Source organism: Flavobacterium sp. MEB061, from assembly GCF_000834715.1.
In the GTDB taxonomy this organism is placed as follows: domain Bacteria; phylum Bacteroidota; class Bacteroidia; order Flavobacteriales; family Flavobacteriaceae; genus Flavobacterium; species Flavobacterium pectinovorum.
The window spans coordinates 96,800-113,918 of sequence record NZ_JXQR01000027.1; the positions used below are offsets into that span (position 1 = coordinate 96,800).

Sequence of the window (17,119 nt, forward strand, 5' to 3'; positions counted from 1 at the left end):
TTTACGGAAGGATCAGAATTATTCTGAAGCAGGTTCTTCGCCGATCGGGTTGCCTGCTGTTTTCTTCATGAGAATGTAAAAATCCCTTAAATGCCACCATGCAGGGCAGCGGTCTATCGGGCCGTTAAAATTTTTGATGGTGGTATAACAGCTGTTGAGAAAAACCTGAGTGTCGGTAATCTTCGCCCATTGGGTCCACACTACTTCCTTCGGCGGCGGATTGTTCTCAAAATATCGTTTTATTTCTTCATGATTCATAGGGCAAAATTAATTAAAAAACCAGAACAGCACAAGGGCATGAAAGATGGAAACGCCCTTAAAGGGCGTCTTCATCTGCAAAAGAGTAATAGGTTTCGGGTGTGACGATCAGGTGGTCGAGCAGCGGAATATCCAGCAGTTTCCCTGCTTCTCTAATTTTTCGGGTCATATTTCTGTCGGCCTCGGAAGGTGATGTTTTTCCTGAGGGATGGTTGTGGGTGATGATGATCCCGACGGCGGCGGCTTTCAGGGCTGCCGCGAAAAGCAGGCGCATATCCACCACAGTTCCCGAGATGCCTCCTGAGGAAACCTCGTAGATTCCCAGAACCCTGTTGGACTGGCTGAGCAGCAGCACTTTGAACTGCTCAAAGAATTCTATTTTGCCGGGATCCCAGCTGTCGAGCAGTATGCGGTAAGCATCTCTGGAAGAAGTGATACACGGTCTTTCAGTGCTTTTTACTTTGGTTTTATAGATCAGTTCGATTTCTGATACTTTTTGCCATTCTGTGTTTTGATGTTGATTTTTCATAATTGCTGTAGTTTTAAGATTAATTACAGCACCGCTGCGCGGGCAGGGACGAGCGAACGCAGAAAGCAACGCAATAAAGCAGGAGCGCAGCCCTGCATTTATGGGGGAATTTTTTGCGGAGAACCGAAGGACGTGCCCTAACTTTGTGATGAAATTGACTTAACATTCCACAATAGCCCCTAAGCCGGAACTGCTCCGTGAACCTTAAAGTGTCTGCGCGCCAAAAAAATACCGCAGTTAAAAATCTGCGGTATCAATAGTAAAATGGGTTAAGCGGGAGCAGTCTGCTTTTTGTGCTTTTTCAACCGCCCGGCAATCTCAGGCAGGTTTTTATTTATAATCTTAAGAATCCTGCTGTGATATTTAGTGGCTTTATTGCGAAGCCCCCTGCACTGGATAATTTCCATTCTCGAAAGGGAGACTTCAATGGTTTCCACGGGTCTGTTTTCAATCTGCGCCGAAAGGATCAGGGAATCTTTCTTTTTATAATACTCATTGGTAAATACGCAGTGGTGGAGCGTGTCGCCCTCATAGAGAAAATCCTGCACACAATCAAGGACTTTTACGGTAAGGTCATTATCGGTGAAAGAAAGTCCGAAGAACTGTTTTTTATCATTTTCATAAATCGGCTCTGCTTTCTGTATTTCTGCACGCAACTGCGCAAGATGCTTTCTGCGCTGGATGTCCCTTTTTTTGGCAACAAGCCTGTCATGTGCCTGGTCTAAATTTTCGGGGCAGACAAGCGCAGGGGAGCTGAGGTCTTTTTTAAACCATCGGAGCAGGGCAATATAATCCTCCCAAATTTTTATGTCCTGAATCTGATAACGCTGTTTTAGGCAGGTTTTTACTGCCTGCCAGTTTTCGCGAAGGTGCTGTTCATGGGAGGTGAGGTAATGCTTGAGCAGAGAGGTCTGCGAACTTTTTAAAAGGGTTTCTGCAATGCTGTTTTTTAAAAGAGCAGTAAAGAGTATCTGCGGTGCGATGCCGTGCACTGAAGTCTTAAAGCCATTTCTTTTCAAAAGCGGAATCACTTTCATGTGCGGATAAACCTTGTAGGGATTGATGCGGTATTTTGGCGAGTTCTGAAAATCCTTTGGACGGATTTCCAAAGGGGAATAGTACTGCCATGCATCATAGGCATTGGAAAAAACATTGGTGCTTCTTGAGATGGTGCGCACTTCCCCTTTGGGATTTATCCAATGCTGCATGACTTCGGTATGGGAATAGGTAGGAAGAACATTTTTTTTCATGTTCTTGTGCGAGCAGATGATGCGCACCACCTGATACCCAGAGCAGGTATCGGTGAGGGCGAAATATTCGATTTCTTTGAAATGCACCTGATTGTGCTGATGCATTTTAAGTTTGCCCTGACAGGCGGTGCAGTTAATATAATTTTTGCAGGACTGGCTTTGGCTGTCGGGCTTCCACGAATGGGTGCATTCCAGACAATGGAATTTTCCCCTTGAGAGTACCGCCCATTTCAGGAAAATGTTTTTTTCCGCCCACTGATGCATCTGCGCAGTAATGGGCGCAAGGGTGGTGCTTAAGGCGCTGATTTCTTTTTCTATAACTGTTTTGGGTATCATAAGTCAAAGAGTGTTAAGGTTTTCTGTACAGGCTTCACGGGTTGCACTATTTCTGTTTTTTGAACTGTGCTTTGAGATACTGCGGTGGCAGTTGAGAATAAATCAGGTTTGGCAGGGGGGCTTACTGCAACTCTGCATTGAACAGGGGCAGGCGTTCCAATCGTGTCGTCTGTATAGTACTTCACAGCCATGTCAAAGATTTCCTGATTGTCAAAGGCGCATTCCCCTGTTTTTTTGACCTCGCCGAAAATGTAATGGAAACAACTTTCAAGGTTTTTGCTCTCTTTTTTATAGTCCGCTGAAAACAGGGCATCATTCTGCGCTTTTTCGCTCAGGTAGCTTTCTATGGCGGTTTTAAATTTATCTGATGCTTTCATAAGGGAAGATTTAAGATTGAAAAGCGTTATTCAAAACTGTTTCTGTAAATGTCAAAACAGTATTCTTCAAAGCAGAGCCAGCATACAAAGGTGTAATGGGGCAGTCGGTGGCGGTTTTTGACAGATTCCCCAAGGGAATCTTCAATTTCATATCGGATATTTTCCAAATCATCCAAATGCTGTATATAGAATTTCCTGCAGTCCGAGTTGTAGACAAACTCTGAAATCATCCCGCAGATGCATCCGTTTTTCTGCAGGTCTTCCAAGAAAGATTTTAACTGCTCTTTTTTTGTCCCGTCATAGGAATCCATATTGGAGAGGACTATTTTTTTGAACTGGGCGGATACGGGATATTCTATGTAAACTGATTTTTCAAAGGCTTTCATGGCGTATAAATTTTGATGTGAAACGGTATATATTCCAATTAGAAAGGCAGGTCGTCAGGGGTGTCTTGATCCGTATTTTTCTTTTGAACTGCGGGAAGAGAAGAACTGTTTTCTGTTTTTGGGAACACCAGTATTTTAATATTACTGGTGTGAAAGGTCAGCGAACCGAGCGCTTTGCCATCGGCATTATTGTAGACATTCAGACCTATACGCCCGAAGAGTTCAACCACAGTGCCTTTTTTAAGCCACTGCGCCATTTTGGAACCCATCCAATAGGAGCAGTCGATATAGGTTACAATCTTTTTAAGCTCCTCAGAGCCTTTTGGTCTGTAGCTGTCGTTTATGGCAATGGAGAAATTTACCACCTCCCTGTCATTTGAAACTTTTGCCGTTATGGCATCTTTTGTAATTCGTCCTGAGATTTCCATGATGTAAAATTTTAAAGTGAGTATTTTTTCTGTTTTTCCTCATGCCCGCATAAAATTTTTCAAAGAAAAAACGGGAAAAAAGAAAGCACAAAATCAAGCGCCCGATAAAGGATCCGGAGTGCTATAAGTCCCGAAGGGCGGCAAGGCCGTTATGCGCATGCAGGAGCCTGCGGGTGCTATTTTCGCGGCTCTTTTAATCCGTTTTTATTGAAAATTTCCTTATCAATCTTTACAGCAGGCTGAACTATTTCAGACGCCTGTTTTGGGATCGGCATTACAATATTTTGTAATTTCAGGTGAGAAAAAAGTAATGCAATGGAAAAGCAATATGATCTGGACCGTTTTTTAGAGGCACAAAGGGAAACGTATGAGAACGCACTGCGCGAGATCAGGCAGGGCAGCAAACAGACCCACTGGATGTGGTTTATTTTCCCCCAGCTAAGAGGACTGGGATTCACGGATTATAACATCTTTTACGGCATTGAAAACCTAAAAGAAGCCTCACTGTATCTAAATCACCCCATACTGGGAAAACGTCTGGTGGAAATTACCCAGGCAATGCTTGAGATAGAGAATAAAACGGCACTGGAAATTCTGGGAAGGCCAGATGAAAGAAAACTGAAATCCTGCATGACACTGTTCGGACTACTGCCTGAAACGCCTGAATGTTTCAGGCAGGTGCTTGTGAAATATTACAATGGAGAGCAGGATGAAAAGACACTGCAGCTTATTAAATAATCCAGCAGCTAAAAAATATTTTTCTTTCACTGCCTCAATAGAACACTTATATATCAAGGGAAAAGATAGATTTTAAAGCAGCGGACGGAAATGGTAATTTGGTATACAGTTTCGAACCACTTCTTATACATTTAGGCGCACTTCTTTGAATAACAAATTCGTTTAATTGGATTTAAAATTCAGCGCAATATTTATTAAATTTGGAAATTAAGATAGTATCATAAAGAAGAATGTCAAACCAGCAAAAAGAAGTCAGCGAAATTAAGGAGTACATCAAAAAGTGGATTTACGAGATTGAAATTTCAAATTCTCTGAATTACTTTGACATTAATAAAGTATCGGAAGGAGTCTGTCTTAGGCTACTTAACCTGATATATAAATATAATCTTAGAGATTTAAATAAAGAAAAGAAAAATTTTCCAGGTGTTGACCTTGGAAATACAGTTTCTTCGAAAATTGCCTTTCAGATTACATCGGATAGCAGCGCAAACAAAGTAAAGAAAAATCTTAAAACCTTTAAAGAATTAGGGCTTTCCAAAAAATTCACAAATGGAGTCAGGTTCCTTATTTTGAGCACAAAGAAGAAAAAGTTTTCCAAAATAGAAGGTTACGATGAAATTTTTGACCAATCCCAAGACATCCTTTTTGTATCAGATCTCATTTCAGAAATTGAAACAATTTTCTGGGATGATAATGTGCGTTTCAATAAAATAAAGAAATTCCTGGAAATTGAGTTTGGGAATAGGACCAGGAACCAAACAGCTGTGCCTGTTGATTCCGGCGCACTGATAAAAAACTTTACTGATGCAGCAAAAGCCAACCTGCCCTCACCTGATGGCATCGTCTATATCTATCTGGGAGAGGACCAGGTACATTATGATGTGCGTAAGCTTTTTGGACTGCCTTTTAATAAGCAGGGAAAAATTATTCTTGGAAGATCGGGATGCGGAAAGTCGCTTCTGGCGAAAGCATGGGCCCTGAATAACAGTGATGGAATGGTTCCGCTGATACTTGGTGCCAAATATTTTGATACGGGACTTATAAGGATGATTGATGATGAAGTCATTAAAAATGGCTTTAATTCAGCTTCTGATTTTTTTGAAATCTGCAATTCAGCCGGAAAAAAAATATTTCTTGTTTTAGATGGAATTAACGAATGTGATTCGTCAAAAGCAGCAGTATTACTAGGCCAGCTTGCCGAAATCTCAAACAAGCACGACATACTGTTTATAATAACAGCTCAGGACTATAATGCAAATTTTGAAAGTCTAGAGGCTGATTTTCTTAGAATGGCACTGCCAGATATAGAGCTTAAAGCAGCCATTGCAGCAAAATATTCAAATTATTCTGAGAAGCTAATGCCTGTCTTAGCGAATGTTTCCACAGCGCAAGAAGCAAAAATGGTTGGAGAAATAGGTGAGTTTGGCGCTGATAGGATAAGCAGGTTCAGTCTGTTTGAACTCTACGTCAGAAAAAAGCTTGCCGGATTTGAAACGCAGGCAATGCTCCTTCTTTCACTGGCTGCTGACTGGATGTCCCAAGAAATTAACTTTTCTATCTCCCTGCGCCAGCTAAACATGATAATGCAGGAGAATAACATATCCGACCTCGTTTTGGAACACTGCCTAAAAGAGCATATTCTGGTTAAGGATTTTACAAAAGTCAGTTTCGAACATGAGATGATTCTAAATTTTTTTACTGCTGATGCAGTTATAAGATTTAGTAATAAAGCTGAGGAATTGATTTCAGAATTTAATGCACCTAGAAATGATGAGAAGAGACTTTTAATAATAGGAGCGGTTGACGAGCCTGTGGTCACAAACAGCCTTCTGGAAAGCGTAACTGATATTGCGCTTATTCAAGAAATTATTAAAGGCGAAGCAGGGGAGTACTGCAGGAATTGGGCAGAAGAAAGCATAGGGAGAGTTATTGAAAAATTGCGTCTTGATGCGGAGGGAATCACCTTTGTACTTACTGCAGACGAGTATTTTTCGGTAGAAGCTGCTTCAGATTCTGAGGTAATCTGGACAAACAGCGATAAATTATTTCTGCAGGTCCTCGCTTTTAAATTATCGGAAGCGGAACATCTGCAGGAAATTCTTTCCATTATCGGGATAGTAGAAAACAAAATTAAAGAATATTATAAGGCGCTATTTGAAGAGGCTAAAGAAAAAAAGGTTAATCTGAAAAATGGTTTGTTTGCAGCGGTATATGTTTCATTTAGAAATTATGAGACTGTACCAGCAATTTCACAGCTTTTCAATCTTGTCAATTCAGGGCTTTTTGCTTTAGGCAATGAATCTAAAATTCCGGACCAAAAGATAAGGCACCAGCTGCCTTCAGAAATTACTTCAGGACAGCTGTATTTTCTACTGCACCTGCTGCGCTTCAATTTAAGCCCGGGCATTTTGTATCCTATCATCCATCAGGCGCTTACATCATCATGGAACATTATTCCCTATCATCTCAAGGTGGAAGTATTGTTTATTGTATCGCACTGCGCCTCTGATGGTATGCAGCAACAGGCATTGATAAGTGCTTTGGAAACGATCCACGAAGAAACGAGAAACGGCTGGATTTCTACTTTAGTTCTTGAAGCTCTTGCTGATTTAGATGCTCTTGATGAAGATACAGAATCTCATAAAGAAAGCGTAAAATGGCAGATTAGCAAATTGCTTGAGGAGCCGGAAGCTGAAGAATCATGGCGGGAAGCATTTAGTTTATATTCGAACCAGTTCGATCATCCCTATAATAGAGCCTATTTTGAATCACTGCAGGAATTGGAGGAAGCTTCCAAAAGAACCTTTTATTCGATGGCGGTGCGCTATCATAGCGAGAATTCACTTTTTGTTCCCGGTCTTATATTTATGTCCGAGCAGCTTCTTGGAGAAGGATGCTGCAAGTATCTTCTGCATTATCTGGACAAGCCGCAGAGCCAGTCAGTACTGCGTTACGAACAAGTCAAAACCTGGATAGCGACTTATGTGATTTTGGGCAGATATAATTATGAAATTGAAAATATTACCGCACAGGATGGGGAGCCGAATTTTCAGCATACATGCACCGAACTCTATTATTGGATAAATAGGACCCATATCAGTGAACAGGAAATAAGAAAGAATTGTGCACCAATATTCCAGCTTCTATTTGAATCTGAGGCCCTTTATGCCATTTATATACTGAAAGAGCTAGAGTTTTCTTATTACCAGACACATTTTCCTGTCCGGTTCTATGAAAATGAGAATACATCCATCAAAGGAATTTATGATCTGTTTGCGGATAAACTGCTTGAAGCTTGCAGGAAAGGCGTTGCGGAGCCAGTCGCTGAAAATGGGAGATATGGGTTTGACAGTGCTGATGCAATCATTAGATTCGCTATCGATAAGATTGGGGCTTATGGAAATGTAGCAGACCTGCCTTTGCTGCAGCAAGCAGCTGGCAACCCGGTTTTTGGCAAAAATGCGGTTGCCGCATTAAAGCAGATTAAAGCAAGGCTATAACTTGAAAGCAGAATACTCAAACTTAAAAAGAAATATATAATGCATTACCTAGAGGTTGATTACAGGGCAAGCAGCCTGAATATGGTCATCAACGGCCTGAGCAGTTCTATCAAGGAGTTCCAGCGCTTTGGCGAAAAGAACCAATGGTATGACGCACTTTTTTTTCTGGAAGACTCCGAACATATTTTTGGACTTGCATTTATCGCTTTTCAAAATTATATAAATGCCTCGATAAAGGACCTCACAGAACAAGGAGGAAAGCAGCTTCAGCTGCAGCATTACAGGCACGGAGATATCTTGTCTACTTCCGGCTACACAAAGATTGAACTCATAATATGTCTGGCCAATTATATAAAACATAAAGAAGATGATAATGAGGAGTTCCACAAACATACCAAAAGAGTGCTTTCCCAGTTTAATCTAAATACCGATAAACAGTGTGATATTACAGAGTCTGCCGTTTTTAGGGGATTGGATCTTCTTGATGAGAACTGGGACCTAATTGCTATTAAAGACTCAGTTCTCAGATGGAGAAAATCAGCCGCCACTCAAATTCTCGGCACAAGCGATTCCGGATTATAAAAATTCGATTTATAAAAAAGATATTACTTTCTAACACATAAACAGCAAAAACAAGAAAAATAAAATCAATCCATTTTATTTAGCAATGTGTATTTTGTTTTTACAGTAAATCCATCAAAGCCATCTCTACGATGATACTGTTGTACTTTCCATGTTCAATAACCTCTTTGACTGTCACCAGATAATCGGCATCATTAATGTCGATTTCAGCTGAAATAACCTTGCTGTACTCTGCAGGCACTCGCCCAATGCGATACCCTTTGTATAATAAATAAATGGCATATGGATTATTCTTGCCTCGTACCCTCCTATATTCAAGAACGGCGCCTTCACGAACCCTGCGGGAGTTTATGCGATAACCAACAAATTCCGAGGTTGCTTCTACTGTAAAAGAAAATACATCGGGAAGAGCGTTGAAACGGTGAGGTGTAAGTTTTCTGCTTATACTGATAATATTTTCCGTATCAAACACAGAAAGCTCCAAACTATTGATTCTGCCAATACTCAAATTTGAAAGCCATTTTATAAAATCAGGACCTGTTCGTCCAGATGCCAGTTTGGTAAGCACAACGACCGCATCCCTGTTCTTAATTCCAAGCGATCTGGCCAAGCAGCCTGCAGAATCAGGCAATCCATATTTCAGGTAGGATGATAGGTTTGCGATATTGTACGGCACGTCATCCCTTTCAATTCCGAGCCTGTAAATCATAATGTTGGTAAAGGCAGTAAATGCCCACGGATATAGATAATAAAGACCCTTTGAAAGAAACAGATGGAAACTGTCTACGCTTTGATTCTCTTTCCACTTGTCAATAATTTCTTCGAGAGGCTCGCCCGAAATCCACATTTCTATGATTGGATAATGCATCTCGGTAGTAAGACCGATATTTGTCAGCTTGTGATCATCCAGTTCCTCTAATCCTGCATCAAGCAAAAACTCAAAAACAAGCCTGCAGAAATCAAAATGATTGTCGTCTTCCAAATAGCCGTTCAGCACATCCAGATGTTTGATGATAAATTCATCTATTATAATATTGCTGTCAAAAGTAAAACCGGACTGCTTATATATTTCAGCATCAGAGACGTCGAGATTTTCCTCAAATTTCTTAAAAGTACTGCGGAAAGACCTTTTTATCAGTTCAAGATCATCTTCATCGAGCTGGAATTTGAAAAGGCTATTTTCTATAATATCGTTTATGATTTCTTCATAATCAGTCCCAATGATTTCCTCTGTAAACATTTCCATCAGAAATGTTTCCGATAAAATTGATAAGTGCCGGTCACGAACTATGCGGGTAATCCTCCTGCGGTTATATGTATTAATTACTTTAGAGAAGAGGCTGTCTGCTTCCTCCAGATTATCCCTATTGGTAAAATCTGCATAATTATTCAGATCAGTAGGAGTATTTATTACAAAAATTATTTTTCCTTCTGTTTCTTTGCCAGCGCGTCCAGCTCTTCCGACAATATTCCAAAAGTCCCTCTTTGAAATCAATATCTGTCCCTGGTCGCCATGTCCAATCGCCAGATTGTAAAAAATTAAGTTCTTAATTGGAAAATTAAGACCCTGTCCGACCGTATTGCTCGACAGCAGCAGTCTTAATCTGCCTGTACGGTAATCATGCTCTACAGAATTCCTTACCTGTTCAGGCATATCTCCGAAGTGAATTCCAATACCATGTCTGATAGACTGCGTTATGGGATCCTCTTCTCCATACCACATTTTTGCGTAATAAAAAGATTCTTTGTCCTCATCGGCCTCAAACCATTCCGGCAGATCGATATCAATGCCCTGTAATATCAGCAATAATTGGTTTGCAATGGTAAGGGTACGTCTAGGCTGTCCGCAGAAAACCAGTGTATTGCCTTCGAGAGACATTCTGTAGGCAAGAGCTGCAGTAGTTGCAGGTTTTGTTTGTACAGCAGGATACTTTCCTCCAATTTCTTTTTGGATGAGGTAATTAGGTACAAATGAGTTCCCGATTGCAGCGAGAGTTTCAGTTTCTTCAAAATTTTTAAATCCGATCTGGCTGCCCCCTTTCGTCCAGGTGAAGCTTCCAATCAATTTGCGTGTAGGTTCCCATTCTTCAGTTACGGGACTGTCAGGAAACTGAAGGGACCGCAGCACATTCTCCTGCTCGCCGCTTAGCCACTGCGCGTATTGGTCTGCATTTTTTGGAGGCATAACTGCCGAAATGAACAAGTATGCTATTTCTGGAAATTTAATTTTCAATCTTATGATCAAAAACTCCAGTAAGGCTGCCCTTGTGCTCACTTCACCGATAATGTGGCCTTCATCCACAACCATCAGGGAAATGCCTTTAAAGAGCTCGGGATTGATTCGAACCAGCATATCGATTTTTTCGGGAGTAGCTATCAGGACATCTGTCTGGGAGATGATTACATCCTGGAAGCTGTCCACTTCATAGCTCCCGGAAAGGGCTGAGACTGAGTAGCCGAGCTTGGAGAAGTATCTGGCAAGCTCAATCTCTTTTTCGCTTGTAAGCGCCCTGAAGGGTGCGACATAAATGCATTTCTTATCAGGAAACTCGGTAAGGTTTTTTAATATGGAAAGTTCAGCAATGAAAGTTTTGCCGGCGCTAGTGGGCATTTGAACGACAAAGTTTTCATTTCCTTCAAGAAGCCCCTGCTCGATAGCCCTATGCTGGGAAGTCCAGAGTTCAAATACTGATTTGCGGTTCCCGATATTTTTTATAGAATTACTGTCATAATAGTCATGCGCTAAAAGTTTTACATATTTTCTCCAAACTTTGCTCTCAGCAATATGCCCGTTTTTTTTGAGCGTGTTCCAGATTGATTTGTTCTCAAAAACAGCAATGCGTGTCTTTAAAAGAGAAAGAAGATGCGAGATAAAAATATTGTGCCTTTTTAGATAATATCGGTAGACTCTCTCGAAAGCTTCTTCATATCCTGCCTCTTCAGAAAGCTTGAAAATAGCATCACACCATTTTGACAATGCATCATTAAAAAGCGTAATGCCGAGATCATCCGTAGCCTGGATATTTGCCTTTGCCTCGGGTATTTTTTTTAAAAGAATACAGGTAATCTGCCTAACGATGTAGCTCTCAGATTCAGTGCTTGTTTCGGATCTTTCGTCATGAAATATGAATTCACTAATCTGTTGCGCAATACAATAAGCATTTGCCTGATATCCGGACAGATCATAGCACAATGCAGAGAGAAGAAGGACAGAATCCTTATCATACAGCTCAGCTAATTCTTTGAGCTCGCTTAGATATTCAAAGATTTCCGCGCTGGATTTCAATCCTGTCGTAATTATTCTTGTGTCGCCATCCTGCTCCAGCAAATATGCGCAGCTGCTTGAAAGAAATACTGCACGGTTCCACAAATAATCAATTTGGAACGATTTTGTAAAGGATGCATTAAGGCGCCAGGCGAAAATCTGGTTCTTGTAGCTGGCAAGAGTAGTGTCTTTCAAGACATTCCTAACTTCGCTGTCAATAAACTGGGTATATTCCTGTCTAGTCATTTTATGTTTTTATCATGTCCACCAAGCGCTGTTCAATATCTTGCCATGTTTCATCAATAATTTTTTGCAGGTCATTAACGATAATTACGGTAACGCGCAAAGGGGCAAGCTGAGGTGGAAGGTTATGAAGCTCATCAAAAATTGTGTCAGTGTAATTGTTCTCTTCCACAATAAAAAACAATTCAAAATTTCTGTTATAAGCTGAAGGATTCTTAACGATGTCTTTAAATTTTGCGGCAGACGCATAGTCGTTCTGCGCGACATAATACCTCATAAGAAAGTCAGCCAGCATTTCATTGGGTACATTGTTTTCTTTTGCAAGGCTATTGTGGGCAATAATTGAGATATAGTTGCGATTTGGGTTTGTGCCTTCTTTTTGATGCGAGGCTACCCGGGTCTTTATTTCATAATAATGTATATCTGTTATCGGATCCCCCAGATTAAAGGCGATCAAGTCTGTGCCAAATACGGATTTGTTTTTATTTATTTTCCATCGCAGTTTGTGGATCGGTATGCTAAGTTTTTGAATATTTGCCACGATCAGTCCTGCTACGATTTCTCCCCAGTCCCCCTGCCTTACAATACGGTCAATGATGCCGGCATTTTGAGGTATTACATAGTCTGTAACATATTTTTTAATTTCGTCCTCTGTTGATTCGCTCAGATGAAACTTCAGCGCCTCGATCGAGCGATATGATAAGAGAACCTTCTCTTTCAGATCTTCAAGAAATGCCGCATCCACTTTTTTATTTTGGGTAACATAGAAAAATTCAAAACAGAAGTCTTTTCTGTCCTGGTTGTAGTCAAAGTAATGCTCAATCATAATTAGAATTGGATTAGGGGACTAATTTAAGCAAAGAAGCATATAGAAAACTACAGTAAAAATACGTGTTTACATCCGCAAAAACTGCCTGTTTTCTCAGCTTAAATTATTCTAAAGCGCAAAGTAGAAAATGTTTTCAAAAGTATTCTACGGGTTTCCGTAAAGCATAAGAAAATCGTCCCATAATTTCTGTCACTAACTTTGGAATAGGTATTCAAATATTTTATAATTTCAAGAATTTCAAAAAAACATTTCAATGGAAAGCATTGGGAATCCTGTGGAGACCAGATGAAAGAAAACTGAAATCCCGCATGACGCTCTTCACCCGCGTGACTGATGTGCCTGAATTTTTTTGGCAGAGGCTAAAAAATATTAACATGGAGAGCAGGATGAAAATACCCCAGAAATTATAAAATGCCCCTGCAGCTAACAGCCACTTTTCTTTTTTCTTCTGCTGAAAAACAAATCTATTTTAAAAGCTATTTTTCTTTTTTGAGAACCAGCGATGAAAGTGCTGGGTTTTTGATTATCCGTTCCATTTCGCTGTGTATTATTTCCTGAATCTCAATTTTAATCTGCAGATAATTTTTCTGGATGATAACATTATCAATTGTCCGTATGATCGGAATTTCTTGGTAATTATCTGTTTCTTTTTTAATTTTTTCGTGATCGTTGATGATCTCGCAGTGAAAGGTTTTAAGCTCAATTCTGCAGTCCGGGTTATCGGCTGTCATGCCCACGAATTCTCCCGAACTCAGCGAAGAAATCTTCGAGGGCGGCACTGCGGATTCCAGCTGTCGCGAACGGCTGATGGAGGTGTCGCTGCTGTTGATGGAGAGGCTTTCGCGGTCCTGCATTATCTTTCCGAAACGCTCTGAGAGCTGTTTGGCCGTATCTCCGCTGACCTGTCCGCAGACAATATTTCCGACTATATTAATAATCACATCAGCCTGCTCGCGGCCGTAGTCTTTACGTAGCTGGCTGAAGTCCTGAATTCCAAGACAGGTGCTTACTTTGTTGCTTCTTGCCGTTGCAATCAGACTGTCAATATTATTGAGATAGATAGTGGGGAACTCGTCAAAAACAAGACTGCTTTTAAGCTTTCCCTTCTGGTTTACCTGTTTGATAAGACGGCTGACAAAAAGGGAAAGGACTGCCCCGTATGTCTGTATTTTCTGCGGATTGTTCCCCATTGAAACAATTTTTGGATCAGATGGATTATTAATATCAAGGGTAAAATCACTGCCCGACAGCACATAATAAAGCTGCGGGGAGGAAAGTTTCGCCAGTGAGATTTTAGCCGAAGCGATCTGGCCCTCCAGCTGGTCGACTGCCTCTTGAAGGAACGCACTGACAAAGGGATTGATAAGCACTTCGATCTCTTTTTCTGTTCTCAGAATCGTGAAAAGGCTTTCATAGTCGGTCTGGATCATTTCAATGACATGGGGCAGGGTACAGAACTCGCCATCGTTGTATTTTCGAAGGTACCAGATGACGGCTGTCATGAAATTTATAGGGGATTCCACAAAGAAATCGCCCTGTTTTTTAATCCATTCCCGGTTGAGTCCCATAAGGATTGTGCGGGCAGATTCAGCGGCATCGGTAATGTCTGTCATTGCCGCAGGATCAAGAGGATTACAACGGTGGGTTCTGGAGAGGTCATCAAAATTTATGATGTAAAATTTTGGCTCCACGGCATAAAGATGACGGAATTTCAGCCAGGCATTATAAGCGATAACGGTGAGGTCGTCGAACTTGAAATCATAGATGAACATAGAAAAGCCCTTGGCAATATGCTGGGTGATTATATGGCGGATTACAAAGTATGATTTTCCTGAACCCGGCGTGCCTGGAACCAGAATACCTCGGAAGGGATTTATAATGTTAATCCAGCTTCTTCGCACTTTGTCTTTGAGGTGATAACGTGCGGGAAGGTTAACGGAATATTCGTTTTCAATAAGCCTTTCTTCCTGAGGGAAAGTTTCATTTTCCTTATTGAATATATCTGCTGAACCCAGCTTTCTTCGGATAATGCGGGAGAGCAGGGTGCCCCCGGAAAGCGTCATCAGATAGCCCAAAGAACACAGTGAGATATATAGTACGGAGCAGACCTTAGCATCTGCAAATATTACAAAAGCCAGATAGGATCCAAAGTAAAGCAGGAGACCCATTGAGATATAATAAAAAGCAGTTCTAAAATGGAGTTTTTCATCTTTTCTTCCCCTGGCCCCCATGAGGGAAATAACCAAGAGGCCAAGTGCAAAAAGCTTTGATTTATGGAAGCTGTCCAGAAGCCCCGTACGATGAATATTCTCCAGTATCCTGCAGGCAAAATCCGGTGCAAGATTCCACTGCCTGAAGGAATCGAAGCAGTAATAATAAAAATGGATCAGCAGTACTGCGATGCCCATCAGTCTAGTCATATCTAAAATTTTTCTAAGCGCCTGTTCATTTTCTCCCGTCTGCATGCTGATGATTTTTATGTGTTAATTATTATCTGACTGTCCTTTTCTCTTTCTTTTTTTTCGCTTGTTTTTAAGCTGTTTGGGAACGTAATCTGACGGCGTTCCGGCGTAAAGCACATCATCTATTATCCGCTGAACTTCCCCTGCGGAAATAAAAGAGCCGTGCTTCTGAGCGGTACCATCAGGAACTGTATACTGCTTCTCAGAATGAGAGGAATGGCCCAGACGCTGCAGGAGCCCTTTGGCTGCATATTCAGGTCCGAGACTGCTTCCGTTGAAAACGCATTTGGTGTTATGATCTATGTAGGTCATGCCGTATATAAACCCCTGTTCATTTTTTCTGACAACTGCCGTAATGCCCTGGTTCGCCAGCCGCGTTTCAAGCTGCGAGAGCGTAATGTTTGGGTATTTCAAAAGGAGCAGATCCACCGCGTTTCGGGTTCTTTTCATGTTTATCATGCGAGAAGTTTTGGAGGCGGCAAAATTAATTTCAAGCCGGGAAAGGGTAGGCTTGGAATAAAAACTGCTGGCTTTTATAGGAACTCCGACCGTCTTTTTGTTCTCATCCAGAATCTGGTAGATCAGCCCTTTATTCTGAAACATTTTTGAATTTTCCTTTCCCCTTTCCGCCTTCACGTTATAGAGGTTCAATACTGCGTTCAACTCACCGAGGGTTGTGTATTTGTAGTGCGGAATAACTGCATTGAGTACACTTCCGATGGCTCTCTTGGAATCTATTGCCCCATATTTTATTTTTTCCGCATCAATTGCATTAATAAGCGCCGGACTCTGTTTTTTTCTCGAGTCCGCCCGAACCAGATTAAAAGAAATCTCCAATTCTTTGCGAGCCGTTTCGGACTGGTTTCTTCCAATATTGTGCATGTTAATCCTGGATCCGTCTGCTCTCACATTTATGGCCGCGATATGCAGGTGTGGATGTCCCGCATCGTGGTGCTGGTAGACCAGATAAGGCTGTGCGCCGAATCCAATTTTATCCATATAAGAAGAGGCAATCTGCATGAGTTTCTCTTTTGATAAATCCTTGTCCGAACGGTCGAAATTCAGCGAGATGTGCACTGCGCTGCGCTTGACATTTTCATTGAGCTGGAGCTGATTTAGAAATACGCTGAGCTTAAAAGATTCTGACATTTTTTCAATATCGATGGGATAATTTCCCTCGCCGATGCACACGGCACTTCCCTGGGAAACTTTATTCTCATTATAGATGAGGATGCCTCTAATCAAGTGTCCTGTGTTTATGACTGCAACCATTTTTGGGCGAGATTTTCAATGTGTTTTTTTATTTCTTCAACCAACGAAAAATATTTGTTCCTGTCGGAATCAAAAGCCAGAATCCAAATTCTGAAATCGGCAATTTCAAAAAGGGTGTGGAGTTTTTTAACGCTCTGATTGAAATTATTTCCCATGAAATTCAGCTGTGTTCTGAGCTGGATAAGCTCCTGAAGCAGCTTATCCAGCGACTCGTTTCTATATCTCATTACAATGGGTTTTCTCAGCAGATTTCTGCGCACAAAATCACTTCGTTTGCGGCAGACTGAAGCTTTAAAATTTCTGTCTATCTGCTCGAATTCGTCTTTGGTCAGCCGGATGTGCAGCCATCTGTTTCTGCCGCTGTTTTTCTCTTCCATGATCTTTTCTTTTTCATTGTTTCAATTTCATTCAATCTTAAAGTTTCACTGCCAGCGAGTTCCGAGCAGAGGGGCAGCAAGATTTTTGGTTGTGATACAACCAGACATCTTGCTGACTGCAGAAAACCGCAGTCCGAAAGCTTCGAAAAAACATTTTTCAGCTTTTCCAATCAGTTTACTGGTACTTGTCATGCCTATTAAAATCTAAAGCAAGACCAATTCAAAACCTTTCTTGAAATTCCAAAAAATGATAATGAGGGAATACTGAAGAACTGACTGAGAGCTAA

At 41.1% G+C, this 17,119-nt stretch carries 14 protein-coding genes; 3 read left to right on the forward strand and 11 right to left on the reverse strand.

From position 1 onward, the window contains the following. Positions 1-18 precede the first annotated feature (18 nt). The 6 genes from RT99_RS13970 to RT99_RS13990 all read right to left on the reverse strand — a co-directional run bounded on the left by RT99_RS13970 (position 19) and on the right by RT99_RS13990 (position 3,564). Positions 19-258: a hypothetical protein gene (locus RT99_RS13970; RefSeq protein ID WP_042565356.1), complete on the reverse strand. Its 240-nt coding sequence runs from the start codon at positions 256-258 to the stop codon at positions 19-21. A gap of 58 nt (positions 259-316) precedes the next feature. Further along, positions 317-787, reverse strand: coding sequence for a JAB domain-containing protein (locus RT99_RS13975; protein ID WP_042565471.1), 471 nt, complete (start codon positions 785-787; stop codon positions 317-319). Positions 788-1,056: 269 nt separating this feature from the next. Then, positions 1,057-2,373, reverse strand: a complete 1,317-nt coding sequence (locus tag RT99_RS13980; protein WP_042565357.1) for a PcfJ domain-containing protein — start codon at positions 2,371-2,373, stop codon at positions 1,057-1,059. After that, positions 2,370-2,750, reverse strand: a complete 381-nt coding sequence (locus RT99_RS13985) for a Cas9 inhibitor AcrIIA9 family protein (RefSeq protein WP_012026358.1) — start codon at positions 2,748-2,750, stop codon at positions 2,370-2,372. The genes RT99_RS13980 and RT99_RS13985 overlap by 4 nt, the downstream gene beginning before the upstream one ends. Before the next feature lie 26 nt (positions 2,751-2,776). Continuing rightward, on the reverse strand, positions 2,777-3,136 hold the full coding sequence (locus RT99_RS25010) for a hypothetical protein (RefSeq protein WP_012026357.1): 360 nt from the start codon (positions 3,134-3,136) through the stop codon (positions 2,777-2,779). A 38-nt stretch (positions 3,137-3,174) separates the two neighbouring features. After that, positions 3,175-3,564, reverse strand: coding sequence for a single-stranded DNA-binding protein (locus RT99_RS13990; RefSeq protein ID WP_042565358.1), 390 nt, complete (start codon positions 3,562-3,564; stop codon positions 3,175-3,177). Between the two features lie 315 nt (positions 3,565-3,879). Here RT99_RS13990 and RT99_RS13995 point away from each other — a divergent pair, with 315 nt between their 5' ends. The 3 genes from RT99_RS13995 (at position 3,880) to RT99_RS14005 (ending at position 8,384) form a co-directional block, all read left to right on the forward strand. Continuing rightward, positions 3,880-4,302, forward strand: coding sequence for a DUF1810 domain-containing protein (locus RT99_RS13995; RefSeq protein ID WP_042565359.1), 423 nt, complete (start codon positions 3,880-3,882; stop codon positions 4,300-4,302). Positions 4,303-4,532: 230 nt separating this feature from the next. Beyond that, on the forward strand, positions 4,533-7,802 hold the full coding sequence (locus RT99_RS14000; protein WP_042565360.1) for an SMEK domain-containing protein: 3,270 nt from the start codon (positions 4,533-4,535) through the stop codon (positions 7,800-7,802). A gap of 39 nt (positions 7,803-7,841) precedes the next feature. Continuing rightward, positions 7,842-8,384 (forward strand): hypothetical protein, encoded by a 543-nt coding sequence (locus RT99_RS14005; RefSeq protein ID WP_042565361.1) that lies wholly within the window; start codon positions 7,842-7,844, stop codon positions 8,382-8,384. Between the two features lie 100 nt (positions 8,385-8,484). On the opposite strand, the gene RT99_RS14010 is transcribed toward RT99_RS14005, so the two are convergent. The 5 genes from RT99_RS14010 to RT99_RS14030 all read right to left on the reverse strand — a co-directional run bounded on the left by RT99_RS14010 (position 8,485) and on the right by RT99_RS14030 (position 16,832). Continuing rightward, the gene (locus tag RT99_RS14010) at positions 8,485-11,895 is read right to left on the reverse strand and encodes a DEAD/DEAH box helicase (protein WP_042565362.1); all 3,411 of its coding nucleotides are present in this window, start codon (positions 11,893-11,895) and stop codon (positions 8,485-8,487) included. A 1-nt stretch (position 11,896) separates the two neighbouring features. Continuing rightward, positions 11,897-12,718, reverse strand: a complete 822-nt coding sequence (locus tag RT99_RS14015) for a hypothetical protein (RefSeq protein ID WP_042565363.1) — start codon at positions 12,716-12,718, stop codon at positions 11,897-11,899. Positions 12,719-13,197: 479 nt separating this feature from the next. Beyond that, a complete protein-coding gene (gene mobC / locus RT99_RS14020; RefSeq protein WP_042565364.1) occupies positions 13,198-15,186 on the reverse strand; it encodes a conjugal transfer protein MobC in 1,989 nt (662 codons plus the stop codon). Positions 15,187-15,204: 18 nt separating this feature from the next. Next, a complete protein-coding gene (locus RT99_RS14025) occupies positions 15,205-16,455 on the reverse strand; it encodes a relaxase/mobilization nuclease domain-containing protein (protein ID WP_042565365.1) in 1,251 nt (416 codons plus the stop codon). Then, complete coding sequence (locus tag RT99_RS14030; protein ID WP_042565366.1) at positions 16,440-16,832, reverse strand: hypothetical protein; 393 nt, start codon at positions 16,830-16,832, stop codon at positions 16,440-16,442. Before RT99_RS14030 ends, RT99_RS14025 begins: the two co-directional genes overlap by 16 nt. Positions 16,833-17,119 lie beyond the last annotated feature (287 nt).

Bases quoted from the DNA above. Each gene is read 5' to 3' on its own strand.
- RT99_RS14030 (WP_042565366.1), bottom strand. From the start codon at position 16,832: ATGGAAGAGAAAAACAGCGGCAGAAACAGATGGCTGCACATCCGGCTG.
- RT99_RS13980 (WP_042565357.1), bottom strand. From the start codon at position 2,373: ATGATACCCAAAACAGTTATAGAAAAAGAAATCAGCGCCTTAAGCACC.
- RT99_RS13985 (WP_012026358.1), bottom strand. From the start codon at position 2,750: ATGAAAGCATCAGATAAATTTAAAACCGCCATAGAAAGCTACCTGAGC.
- RT99_RS13970 (WP_042565356.1), bottom strand. From the start codon at position 258: ATGAATCATGAAGAAATAAAACGATATTTTGAGAACAATCCGCCGCCG.
- RT99_RS25010 (WP_012026357.1), bottom strand. From the start codon at position 3,136: ATGAAAGCCTTTGAAAAATCAGTTTACATAGAATATCCCGTATCCGCC.
- RT99_RS13990 (WP_042565358.1), bottom strand. From the start codon at position 3,564: ATGGAAATCTCAGGACGAATTACAAAAGATGCCATAACGGCAAAAGTT.
- RT99_RS14025 (WP_042565365.1), bottom strand. From the start codon at position 16,455: ATGGTTGCAGTCATAAACACAGGACACTTGATTAGAGGCATCCTCATC.
- RT99_RS13975 (WP_042565471.1), bottom strand. From the start codon at position 787: ATGAAAAATCAACATCAAAACACAGAATGGCAAAAAGTATCAGAAATC.
- RT99_RS14005 (WP_042565361.1), top strand. From the start codon at position 7,842: ATGCATTACCTAGAGGTTGATTACAGGGCAAGCAGCCTGAATATGGTC.
- RT99_RS14015 (WP_042565363.1), bottom strand. From the start codon at position 12,718: ATGATTGAGCATTACTTTGACTACAACCAGGACAGAAAAGACTTCTGT.
- RT99_RS14010 (WP_042565362.1), bottom strand. From the start codon at position 11,895: ATGACTAGACAGGAATATACCCAGTTTATTGACAGCGAAGTTAGGAAT.
- RT99_RS13995 (WP_042565359.1), top strand. From the start codon at position 3,880: ATGGAAAAGCAATATGATCTGGACCGTTTTTTAGAGGCACAAAGGGAA.
- RT99_RS14000 (WP_042565360.1), top strand. From the start codon at position 4,533: ATGTCAAACCAGCAAAAAGAAGTCAGCGAAATTAAGGAGTACATCAAA.
- mobC (WP_042565364.1), bottom strand. From the start codon at position 15,186: ATGCAGACGGGAGAAAATGAACAGGCGCTTAGAAAAATTTTAGATATG.